9 protein-coding genes and 1 pseudogene are annotated in these 11,913 nt (G+C 43.5%); 2 read left to right on the top strand and 8 right to left on the bottom strand.

Annotated elements, in window-relative coordinates:
* Positions 1–295: 295 nt before the first annotated feature.
* Positions 296–733, bottom strand: coding sequence for a DUF29 domain-containing protein (locus O9290_RS10030; protein WP_288059747.1), 438 nt, complete (start codon positions 731–733; stop codon positions 296–298).
* Between the two features lie 301 nt (positions 734–1,034).
* Between O9290_RS10030 and O9290_RS28470 the strand changes: the two are divergent.
* A pseudogene (locus O9290_RS28470) lies at positions 1,035–3,080 on the top strand (pentapeptide repeat-containing protein).
* 436 nt (positions 3,081–3,516) lie between these two features.
* Here the strand turns inward: O9290_RS28470 and O9290_RS10015 are convergent.
* From O9290_RS10015 to sufB, 6 genes are all read right to left on the bottom strand, one after another.
* Complete coding sequence (locus O9290_RS10015) at positions 3,517–5,022, bottom strand: RluA family pseudouridine synthase (protein ID WP_288057271.1); 1,506 nt, start codon at positions 5,020–5,022, stop codon at positions 3,517–3,519.
* Positions 5,023–5,055: 33 nt separating this feature from the next.
* Positions 5,056–6,318, bottom strand: a complete 1,263-nt coding sequence (locus tag O9290_RS10010) for a SufS family cysteine desulfurase (RefSeq protein WP_288057269.1) — start codon at positions 6,316–6,318, stop codon at positions 5,056–5,058.
* Positions 6,319–6,373: 55 nt separating this feature from the next.
* Positions 6,374–7,699: a Fe-S cluster assembly protein SufD gene (gene sufD, locus O9290_RS10005; RefSeq protein WP_288057266.1), complete on the bottom strand. Its 1,326-nt coding sequence runs from the start codon at positions 7,697–7,699 to the stop codon at positions 6,374–6,376.
* Positions 7,674–7,814, bottom strand: a complete 141-nt coding sequence (locus O9290_RS10000; protein ID WP_002758410.1) for a hypothetical protein — start codon at positions 7,812–7,814, stop codon at positions 7,674–7,676. Before O9290_RS10000 ends, sufD begins: the two co-directional genes overlap by 26 nt.
* 50 nt (positions 7,815–7,864) lie before the next feature.
* A complete protein-coding gene (gene sufC, locus O9290_RS09995; RefSeq protein ID WP_002756123.1) occupies positions 7,865–8,635 on the bottom strand; it encodes a Fe-S cluster assembly ATPase SufC in 771 nt (256 codons plus the stop codon).
* Between the two features lie 156 nt (positions 8,636–8,791).
* Complete coding sequence (sufB, locus tag O9290_RS09990) at positions 8,792–10,234, bottom strand: Fe-S cluster assembly protein SufB (protein ID WP_002758413.1); 1,443 nt, start codon at positions 10,232–10,234, stop codon at positions 8,792–8,794.
* 223 nt (positions 10,235–10,457) lie between these two features.
* On the opposite strand from sufB, the gene sufR reads away from it, so the two are divergent.
* Positions 10,458–11,096, top strand: coding sequence for an iron-sulfur cluster biosynthesis transcriptional regulator SufR (gene sufR, locus O9290_RS09985; protein ID WP_002758414.1), 639 nt, complete (start codon positions 10,458–10,460; stop codon positions 11,094–11,096).
* Positions 11,097–11,106: 10 nt separating this feature from the next.
* Here sufR and O9290_RS09980 read toward each other — a convergent pair whose 3' ends face one another.
* Entirely contained in the window at positions 11,107–11,817 is a 711-nt protein-coding gene (locus O9290_RS09980; RefSeq protein ID WP_288087015.1) for a Uma2 family endonuclease, read from the bottom strand.
* Positions 11,818–11,913: the final 96 nt, after the last annotated feature.

Genomic DNA, 11,913 nt, shown 5'->3' with positions numbered 1-11,913 from the left:
TTTGTTCGGTGCTAGACTGATATTTGAGTAAGCCAGACAGGAGCCAGAAAAAGATATTTATCAGAAAAGTCATGAGCAAGCTAGAGGTTTAAAGACTGAGCGGGTTCCAATTATTTTTATTCATAAATATTTTACACAATTCATACCAGGTAAGCAAGAGAGCTACGCCACTACTACCGAATCATTACCTATACTTCAACTGGCTATGGTCGGCAAAGTCCGCAAGCAAATTTATATCTTTGTCTTTCATAACTAGCCTATACTCAACGGATTTAGTATTACTCCTAATTAAGAACTATTTTTCAGCCGGGGGAAACCAATTATCATCTAATATTTGTTCGAGGGATATATGAGCGTCTGAATTGAGGGAAAAAAGCTGAGAAACTGATTTAATCGCCACTGGATAAACTTTATCATACATAGCCGCTAATTCTGGCCGTAAGCTGGGACTATCTTCTAAACCATGCTGAATTTGGGCGCAAAAATTGACTATTGCTGCCGCCCAATGATTACCTGACCGTTTTTTTTCTTCTTGCCAATAAGCCAGCTTTAAAAGCTGTTCGATAAGACGGGTTAACAGACTCATTAAAGCTCGTCTATCACTTTTCCTTATACTCTCGATTTCTTCAATTAAATTATCCCAATCCACCTGCTCAAAATTGCGCTCTTGTAACTGTTTTACCGTCTCTTTTAGCCATTGATTATAATCAGTTTCGTAGGCAGTTGACGACATAATTTAACTCTCCATAGAAAATTACTTAGTAGATTAAGAAAGGTTAATGGGTGTATCCATTGATAGATAGGGTTTTTCGGCTATTGTAGTAGATATCTATGGGGGAAATTCAGATATATTCTAGAACGTGAGGTGTGGAAACTGAGGCGATTGCCCATAAAAATGCCAGGTTTTTGAACGTGGACTCGTTGAACCAAGAATCCCGAAGCGCTGGGGTGGGAGTGTCAATCGGATTCTCTCAAGAAACCCGCTTTCTGACTTGTAGTAAGATTGAGGGCATAGTATGGCAATTTCGTAGGCGATGAAGGCAGCGGCAGTTATTGAACAGTACAAAAACGGGCGACGGGATTTCCGGGGGGAATCCTTGCGGGGTGGTAACTTTCGCGGTGCGGACTTAGCGGGGGCGGATTTCAGTGGTTGTGATATACGCGGGGCAAATTTTAGTCGGGCGAATTTGACGGGGGTGAAGTTTACCTGGGCGAAGGCGGGATTGCCGAAGCGGTGGCTGGTGATTTTGTTGGGGTTGGCTTTGGTGTTAACTGTGGTTTCGAGTTTTTTTTCCGCCTTCGTCGGTTATATGGTGAGCTTAATTTTTGCTCCAACCAATCGAGAAACTCAATTGATTGGTTGGTCTAGCTTAATCTTTCTCATCTCCACTTTCCACATCGCTTGGCGCAAAAATATTTTGACCGTAGCAGGAGCCTTCGCCGGAGCAGGAGCCTTCGCCTCAGTCGGAGTCTTCGTCGGAGTCAAAGTCGGAATTGTAGCCGTAGGCTTAGCCGGAGTCGGAGTCTTCGTCGGAGTTTTAACCGTAGCCTTTGCCCTAGCCATAGCCGAAGCCGCAACCGAAGCCTTCTCCGTAGTCGTAGCCATAGCCATAGCCTTCTCCGTAGCCCCAGTCATAGCCTTCGGCGTAGCCCCAGCCCCAATAGCCCCAGTCATAGCCTTCGGCGTAGCCTTGACGCTATTTTACTGTTGGCTCGGTTGGTTGACCCTTAAACAAGAACACCGCGATCCTTGGTTGCGTAAAATTGTGATAGCCTTTGCTGCTATTGGTGGCACATCCTTTTTTCAAGCCAATTTAACCGCAACAGATTTTACAGGAGCCACCTTAAAAAGTACCAATTTTAATCAGGCAATCTTGAATAAAACAATTTTTAAACAAGCAATTAAATTGGAATTAGCCCGCCCCGGCAATACCTTATTAGCCAATCCCCAAATTAGAGAATTTCTGATTGATTCCCGCACCGGAAGCGGAAAAGACTTTGCCCAAGCCAATTTACGGGGGGCATATCTGGAGGGGGCAAACCTGCAAACTGCCAACTTGCGCCTCGCCGATATCAGTGAAGCCAGCTTGCAATAAGCCAACCTTGCGGGGGCAAACCTCACCGAAGTCAACGCCGTCAATGCCGATTTGCGCCATGCTACTCTGACGGGTGCTTGCGTGGAAAATTGGAATATTGATGCCACCACCCAACTGGATGAGGTGGACTGCCAGTATATTTACTTGCTTAATGGGCAGAAAGAGCGCCGCCCCAGCAGTGGCGAATTTCAACCCGGTGAATTTACCAAATTATTTGCCGAAATGTTCGACACTGTTGACCTGATTTTCCGCAATGGGGTGGATTGGAAAGCTTTCATTGCCGCCTTAAAAGAAGTACAAGTGCAGAATGAAGATACGCCGCTTCAGGTGCAGAGCATTGCCAATAAAGGAGATGGCGTGATAGTGGTAAAAGTCCATGTACCGCCCGACACTGATAAAGAGAAAATTCACCAAGAATTTAACCAAAATTATCAACTACAACTCGCAGCCATTGAAGCCCAATATAAGGCACAACTCACCGCCAAAGAGACAGAAATTGCCATCTATCGCCAACAAAGTGTTGATATGATGGAAATTACCAAAACCCTCGCCAACCGTCCCATCCATGTAGAGGCAAAAGCCATGAGCCACAGTAACGACAGTTCCCCAAATATTACCATCCGCGATATTAATAATTCCGCCGTCAATTTCGGCGAAATCATCGGCGATGTAACCAATACCATTAACCAAATTGCGGCCGATGCTTCCCCAGAAAATGCCCAACTTAAAGCTTTACTGCAAGAACTAACCCAGGCGATTGAAATTGACAGCCATTTAGATGAAGAAGAAAAAGCCGAAGCCGCCAATCAAGTGAAAAAGATTGCCCAAGCTAGTCAAAATCCTGATGATGCCGGACTGCAAAAGAAAGCCCAACGAGCAGTTAATTTTCTCGAAACAATTGCTAAAGCTTTGGAACCTGCCAGCAAACTTGCCCAAGCCTGTCAAAAAGCCTTACCGATAATTTTGAAAACATTAGGCTTCTGATAGGTTTGTAGTTGCGCTTTAGCGCAGTCCTAGTTAGGGCTATAGCATCGACTTGTCGCACTTTTTTTTAGTCCAAACTTGCGCCATTTCTAACCTATTAGTAACCCCAATAAACTTGTCTCCTTCCCCATCTAAACTATAATTAGCCGCATAGGTAGGGGTTGCTGAATAATGGTAAAACCCTTTTAAAATAAGGCTTTTGACCTGTTAAAGTCCGATGTTAGTGCAAGAAAATAGGATTGGGACGTTCAAAAACCTTGCATTATCCTTCTTGTGGTACATCGCTTGGTACAAAAAACAAGGGCAACAAAGCCTGAAACGACCGGCCACTGACTCCTGACTCCTGACTCCTACCCCCACCAACAAACTTTTTGCCGCAAACCCTACTTAAATCGGGTTATTATAGCTAGTTTTTGGCTGTTAGCAATTATAGCTCTCAAAAGGGGGTGGGAATGATTAGATCAATTTTAGTTTCGGTCTGAGGATGACGAAAAGATAATTGTTTAGCGTGTAGGTATAAACGGTCAGACTGCTTACCATTATACAAAAGATCGCCTAAAATTCCTATCCCTAATCCCTGTTGACTATGAACACGAATTTGATGGGTTCTTCCCGTGTAGGGAATAAATTCTAGCCGAGAATAATTGCCTTCTTTACCGACAACTTTAAAATAGGTTTGACTAGCTTTCCCCCTTTGCCAATCCACAGTTTGATAGGGTCGATTTTGCGGATTTCCCCAGAGAGGTAGGTCAATTATGCCTGATTCTCGCTCAATAATTTCTGATAATATAGCTTCGTAGATTTTCTCCACTTCTCGCCGTTGAAATTGTTGGGATAAACAACGATAAATATCTAAACTTTTAGCTAGTAATAATAATCCCGAAGTTTCTCGGTCTAAACGATGAACGGGAATGAGATTTTTTCCCTGACGACGAAAACGATTGACCACAGCATCTTGACTATCTTGATAACGTCCTGCTACCGATAATAATCCCGCGGGTTTATTAATAGCAATTATTCCCTCGTCTTCGTAGATAATTTCTAGAGATAAACGTAAACCAGAGAGTAAAAAACCCATGAGAGGTTGACATCTTTCTTGACAAGCACCATAAAATTCTCCCTGTTTTCTATCTCGATTCGATTCTCCCCACCAAAATTCGGCCATGGCGACAGGTTTTAATCCTTTCATAGCGGCATAATTTAATAATTTTGGGGCGCAACATTCTCCTGTTCCTGTTGGTAACAAATTACTGCCCATCAATTTAGCCAAGGAGAGAGATTGTCCAGAAAAGTTATTTAAACAGTAGGATTGATACAGCAATTCCTGTAACTGTTTGGAGAGGTTCCTCCGCTGTTGCTTAAGTTCAATAATTCTCTGATTGGCGAAGTTTATTTTCTCAATTAAGGGTTTTAAAACTTGTTTTTGTTCCTGTTTTAATTGCTTTCTTGCTCTTTTTTCCTGACGACTGATATTATTTAAATTTTCTAATTCTTCTGGTTTTAAATTTCCTAAATTTCTTAATCTATTGCGTTCCTGTTTCTGGTTGTGATGTTGTTGTTGTAAAGCTTGTATTTTGCACTCAAAATTTGCTTGATTGAGTCGATATAAATTAAGTTCGGGAATTGATTGTAGGTCAATAATTTCCTGTTTAATTATTTCTAAAAGTTGCAAAACTCGCTTTTCTTCCAGCACAATTTTTTCTCTACCCACCAGAGACGGAACCCAGCCATCGGCTTCTCCCTGTCCAGAAAAAGCTTTTAAAATTTCTATTTCGCCAGCGGCATTTTCTCCTAACAAAATTCCATACATTTTACCTTGAGGATTGGTGATAGTTGTCATCAAATCTCGGGCAATTTTTTCAGCCAAAAGAGTGCGGGGCAAGCGCAATAACTCGCCCGTTTCGGGACAAATTCCTTGATAATAATAAGTAACTTCCTTCACTCTTTAAGAACAGGAAAAGGGCTAGAAATCCCCCTAAGAAAAACAATTGGCAAAGAAATCGATAGTTTCCTGTAAAGCGACAATAAAGCTATCAATTTCTTCGCGGGTATTATAAAAATATAGACTTGCCCGCGCGCTGCCGGAAGCATCAAAAAAGCGGTGTAGAGGTTGGGTACAGTGATGACCGGAGCGAATAGCGATTCCTTCGTGGTCTAATAAAGTGGCTAAATCACTAGCATGAATCCCTTCCACATTAAAGGCGGCTAAACTAGCCCGACCTTGGCCTGTTAAACTAGGTGGCGGCCCGTAAATTCTTAAACCCTCAATTTCTCCTAATTTTTTGAACAAATGGGCGGTTAATTCTTCTTCGTAGGCATGAATATTATCCATCCCTAAACCCCTTAAATATTCTACCGCAGCACCGAGAGCAATCGCTTCGCCGATAGCGGGGGTTCCAGCTTCAAATTTGTGGGGCAGTTCGGCACAGGTAAAATGGTCTAAATAGACTTCCGCAATCATTTCGCCACCACCAAAAAAGGGCGGCATTGCCTCTAAAATAGCCTCTTTGCCGTACAAAAATCCAATACCGGTGGGGGCGCACATTTTATGACCACTAGCCACCAACCAATCACAATCCATGGACTGCACATCAATGGCTAAATGGGGGACACTTTGACAGGCATCAATTAATACTTTCGCCCCGACTTGATGGGCAAGGCTGACTATTTCGGCAACGGGATTAATACAGCCTAATGTATTAGAAACATGAAGGACAGCAACTAATTTAGTTTTGTCAGATAACAAAGATTTATATTGTTCTAAATCAAAGCTTTCGTCGCTGGTTAATGGCACATATTTAATCACCGCCCCCGTCTTTTGGCAGACAATTTGCCAGGGGATTAAATTACTGTGGTGTTCCATCACCGAGAGAATAATTTCATCCCCTGCTTTCAGGGTATTTAATGCCCAACTGTAGGCGACTAAATTAATCGCTTCCGTGGCGTTGCGAGTATAGACAATTTCCTGACGAGAAGCGGCATTAATAAACCTAGCGACCTTATCTCTGGCTCCTTCGTAGGCTTCCGTTGCCCGGACACTTAAAGTATGCGCCCCCCGATGCACATTAGCGTTATCTTTTTCGTAATAGTTTCGCAGGGTTTCTAATACTTGAATGGGTTTTTGGGAAGTGGCGGCACTATCGAGATAGATAAGGGGTTTATCGTGTACGGTTTGATGGAGGATAGGGAAATCGGCGCGGACTTTTTGGGCGAGGGTTTTTTCTTGGATAATTGTCATTTTAGTCAGGAGTCAGAGGGGTACTTTGGGCAGGTTGACACCCACCCCGGTAGAGTTATTCCACACTGCGACAGGCGACGCATTGCCCCAATCTTTGGCGGAGGGATTCTAGAGGAATTTTAGCTAAAATCTCGGCCGAGAAAGCATCAATTAACAAACTGCGGGCGGTGTCGGCGCTTAAGCCTCGGCTTTGCAGATAGAATAAATCATCGGCTTCCAGTTGGCTAACGGTTGCCCCGTGGGAACATTTGACGTTATCGGCGGTAATTTGTAATTCGGGTTTGGTGTTGACTCGTGCCTTGTTAGAAATTAACAAATTCCGATTTAACTGGGAGGCGTTGGTTAATTGGGCGGGTTTGGGAACAAACACTTTACCATTAAAGATAGCGTGAGCGCTACCATCAACGATACATTTATGCAGTTGCTTGGTGATGCCGTGGGGATGGTTGAGATAGATGGCGCTGTGGGTATCGGTGGTTTGTTGTCCAGTAATCATGGCTAATCCGTGCAGATTTGTCTCGGTTTGTTCTCCTTTTTGCAGGATATCGAGGTTATGACGGCAGAGTTTAGCTCCTAGATTTATCTCGTTGAGAGTGTAACGGCTATCGCGCCCTTGTTCAATTATCGTGCGTCCGATGTGAAAACCATCTCCCGATTCCCGTTGTACTCTGGTATGGATGACCTCGGCGTTGGCTTCGAGGTAAATTTCCGTGACAGCGTTGGTGAAATAAGAGTAATTTACAGGTAAATCGGAGCAATATTCGGCTAAAGCCCCGTAGTTCTCAATAATATTGACACTGGCTCCCGTTTCCGCCACGATTAGGCTATGGGGCTGATAAAAGCGGGGAATTTCCTCCACAACGGTGATAAATAAGAGATGTATCGGGGTTGTGACGACGGTGTTAGCGGTGACGTGAATTACTGCTACATCGCTTAAGCCAGCTTGGTTGAGTGCGGTAAAAAATTCGGGTGTTTTTTCTTTGCCTAGATAGTTGACAAGAACATCTTTTTGTGCATTGGCGAGATTGCTGACGCTGACACCGGGGGGTAAAGCGGAGATATCGGACAATTCAGGCTGATAAATGCCGTTAACGAAGACTATACGGCTGTTTTTGGCTTCGGGCAGTAAAAAAACAGCTAGGGCATTTTTATCGATTGTAACGGTTTGGGGGACGCGAAAATCGATCGCCCAGAGTTGACTTAAATCGGTGAATTGCCATTCTTCGTCTTTTCTGCCCGGGATGGCTAATTCTTGAGCTTTACTGGCTCCCGATTCTCTTAATTCGAGAATTTTACCGTTATCGATAGTGGGAACCGTTTCTCGCGACAATTTTAACAATAATTCTCCTGATTGTTCAGGTTTCGTGATTATGGCTGTCATTGGTAAGAGGGGGTTGGAGGGTTGGGGTGTGGGGTGTGGGGTGTGGGGTGTAGGGTGTGGGGTGTAGGGTGTGGGGTGTAGGGTGTGGGGTGTAGGAAGAATAAATAAAAGCCATCTCCTGATAACTGATAACTGATAACTGATAACTGATAACTGATAGCTAGATTACTTAACGGCTAATAATTGTTCGTCGAGGAAATCGTAGCCAGTTCTTTCTAATTCGAGGGCTAATTCTTTACCGCCACTGGTGACAATGCGCCCATCGTACATAACATGAATAACATCGGGTTCAATGTAGTTGAGCAGACGCTGATAGTGAGTGATAAGTAAAAAAGCGTTATCGGGAGTAGCTAATTGATTGACTCCCTGGGCAACAATTCGCAAAGCATCGATGTCTAAACCGGAGTCAATTTCATCGAGAATTCCTAAAGTAGGTTCTAATAAAGCCATTTGTAGGATTTCATTACGTTTTTTCTCACCACCGGAGAAACCTTCGTTTAAACTTCTGCCAAGAAAGCTAGGATTCATCTGGACAACTTCTAGTTTTTTCTCGACTAATTCCTCAAAGTCAAAACTATCTAATTCTTCCGAGCCTAGATATTTTTGTCGAGCATTGTAGGCAACGCGAAGAAAATCGAGGTTACTAACGCCGGGGATTTCTAGGGGATATTGGAATGCGAGAAAGATACCCATAAGCGCTCGTTCATCGGGTTCTTTGTCTAAAAGGTTTTCGCCTTTATAAATTATTTCTCCCCCAGTTACTTCATAATCGGGATGTCCAGCGATTACTTTTGAAAAGGTGCTTTTTCCTGAGCCATTGCGCCCCATAATTGCGTGGGTTTCACCTGCTTTAATTTCGAGGTTAACTCCTTTAAGAATCTGGTTTCCATCAATACTAGCGGTTAGATTTTTTACCGATAAAATTACTTCACTCATGAGATGTTTTTCTAGAACAAAAATATTAGTTTTGGTGGTTGACGGCGAATCATCAATTGATGGATAAATTGTCTTAGCTTTTGGTGGGTTACGGCTATCGCCTAACTTAGCTTTTGGTGGGTTACGGCTATCGCCTAACCCACCCTACTTTACTGATTATCCGACGGTTCCTTCTAGCTTGAGACTGAGGAGTTTATCAGCTTCGGCGGCGAATTCCATCGGTAATTTACTGAGGACATCCTTACAGAAACCACTGACTAACATAGAGACAGCATCTTCTTCGGAAATACCCCGTTGTGCGAAGTAGAATAATTGGTCTTCACCGATTTTAGAAGTAGAAGCTTCGTGTTCTACTTTAGCACTGTTGTTATCCACCTGAATATAGGGAAAAGTGTTAGCTTCGGCATTATCTCCAATCAGCATAGAATCACACTGGGAGTAATTTCTTGCTCCTTTGGCTTTCGGTCCCATTTTCACTAACCCGCGATAACTATTTTGGGAGTTACCCGCAGAAATTCCCTTAGAAATAATCGTACTCTTGGTGTTGCGGCCAATGTGAATCATTTTCGTACCTGTATCGGCCTGTTGTTTGTTATTAGTTAGGGCAATTGAGTAGAATTCCCCGACGGAATTATCGCCGACTAAGACACAACTGGGATACTTCCAAGTAATTGCCGAACCAGTTTCCACCTGCGTCCAAGAAATCTTAGAATTAACTCCTTTACACAGACCCCGTTTAGTGACGAAATTGTAAATACCTCCCTTACCATTGGCATCGCCAGCGTACCAATTTTGTACCGTCGAATATTTAATATCCGCATTATCGAGGGCGACTAATTCCACGACGGCGGCATGAAGTTGATTACTATCGTACATCGGAGCGGTGCAACCTTCTAAATAACTTACCGATGCCCCTTCCTCAGCGACAATTAAAGTTCTTTCAAATTGTCCCGTCTCACCGTTATTAATCCGAAAATAGGTGGACAATTCCATCGGACAGGCGACACCTTTGGGGATAAAAACAAAGGAACCATCGCTAAAAACGGCAGAATTAAGAGCGGCAAAATAATTATCACCCACGGGAACGACACTGCCGAGATATTTTTGTACTAAGTCGGGATGTTCCTGTAAAGCTTCCGAAATAGAACAGAAAATAACCCCCTGTTCTGCTAGTTTTTCTTTAAAAGTTGTGGCGATAGAAACGCTGTCAAAGATAGCATCGACGGCCACGTTAGACAGGCGTTTTTGTTCCGAAAGGGGAATGCCTAATTTTTCAAAGGTTTCGATTAAAGTGGGGTCAACTTCTTCAAGACTGTTGAGTTTTTCTTTTTTCTGTTTGGGTGCAGAGTAGTAGATAATATTTTGATAATCAATGGCAGGATAGGAAACGTGCGGCCAACTGGGTTCGGTCATCTTTTGCCATTGATGGTAGGCCCGGAGACGAAAATCGAGCATGAATTCCGGTTCCTTCTTTTTCGCTGAAATTAGGCGAATAATCTCCTCATTTAAACCGCGGGGGATGGTTTCCGATTCAATATCGGTGATGAAACCGTACTTGTAGGGTTGGTTAACGAGATTTTTAACGGTGGTTGCACTCATGGGGGTTAGTGTTCTCTCTACGCGGTAGGCAGGGGAGGCAGTTAAACAACAATAAAGTTGTTTAAATTGATTATATAATAGATTAACAACAAAGCTGTTGTCAAAGTCACGGAAAATTTCAGAGGATGCTGGTAAACCTCTGTTATTCAGGTTACTCTGTAGGGGTAATTGGCCGCTTCTTGACTCTCAGCAATTGTACGCTAAAGCCTCTGTTTTTGGTATCATGACCACGACTCAACCCGCCTCGACGAAAGACGATATTCTGCAATATTTGCTCAAAAACGGTCAATCTACCGCCCAAGACTTGGCTGAGGAGTTAAGTATTAGTCCGCAAGCGACGCGCCGCCATCTTAAGGATTTGGAGGAGGAAGGACTGATCGAATATTTTGCCGTACAAAATAAGATAGGACGGCCCCAGCACATTTATCGTCTCAGTCGTCAAGGTCGTGGCCGTTTTCCCCATAATTACGATAATTTCGCCGTTTCTTTCCTCAATACTCTCGTGGAGACGGTGGGAGAGCAACAGGTGGGGGAAATTCTCAAAAAACAGTGGCAACGCAAAGCGGCAGAATATCAATTGCGCCTCGGGAAGGGGTCTTTAGGGGAAAGAATGAGAAAATTGCTGGAAATTCGCCAAGAGGAGGGTTATATGGCAGAATTAGTGGCACTGGAAGCAGAAAATAGTTATGTCCTGGCCGAGCATCATTGCGCTATTGCTGAGGTGGCTGGTTCCTATCCCAGTATCTGTGGCCATGAATTAGAAATGTTTGCGCTGCTGCTGCCCGATTGTACGATCGAACGGACTCACTGGATCAATCAAGGTGAGCAACGATGTGGTTATCTAATTAAGTGCAAGGGTTGACAGAAAAAGATTAGAGATTTTCATCGGGATTTATGCCCAATTCCCGCAGTTTAGCCGCTAATTTTGCGGATTTCTGCCTTTCCTGTTCAACTTGGTTTTCTGCCTGTTGTGCCGCTTCTGCGGGAGTGGGTACTAATTCCCCTTCGGGGGTAAAATAGCGCAATTTATTGGCGGATAAACCCAAATATAAGCCTAATTGTTGACTCCAGAGCCATCCCTGAGAATTGGGGGCAATCGGTTGATATTGACCGCTAATTAGGGTAAATCCCTGAAATTCTAAGCTTTCTGGGTCAAACCAAAAATAATCGGGAGTGCGAAATATATCTTGATAAATTTGTTTTTTCTCCTCTCGGTCAACTTTGGCGGTACTATCGGAGAGAATTTCGATAATTAAATTGGGATATTTGCCCTCTTCTTGCCAAACTACCCAACTTCTGCGGTTAGGATTGGGATTTGTCCCCAAAACGACGAAAAAATCAGGACCACGGCAGAATTCTGACTTTTTCTGGTTAGGACTGTAATAGATGGTTAAATTGCCGGTGGCAAAATAATCTTCTCGCTCGCGCCACCACCATTCTAAACACTGAATTAATAAAATAATTTGTTGTAGATGTAGGTTACTTTCCAAAGGGGGTTCATCACTCCAAAATTGGCCTTCTGGGAAGATTATCTCAGGGTTGACATGAGACTCGACTAGGGGTAAGCTTTGAGCGATAGTCATGGTTTATCCAACACAGATAAGTAGGGAGGCACAATTATTTGTAGGATGGGTTAGCGGTAGCGTAACCCATGCAGGCGTTGGGCTTCGGCCGTGAGC

Origin of the sequence: Microcystis sp. LE19-41.2A, from assembly GCF_027530405.1 — a bacterium.
GTDB classification, from domain to species: domain Bacteria; phylum Cyanobacteriota; class Cyanobacteriia; order Cyanobacteriales; family Microcystaceae; genus Microcystis; species Microcystis aeruginosa.
The sequence above is the reverse complement of the archived record's forward strand: the minus strand, read 5'-3'. Positions and strand labels throughout refer to the sequence as shown.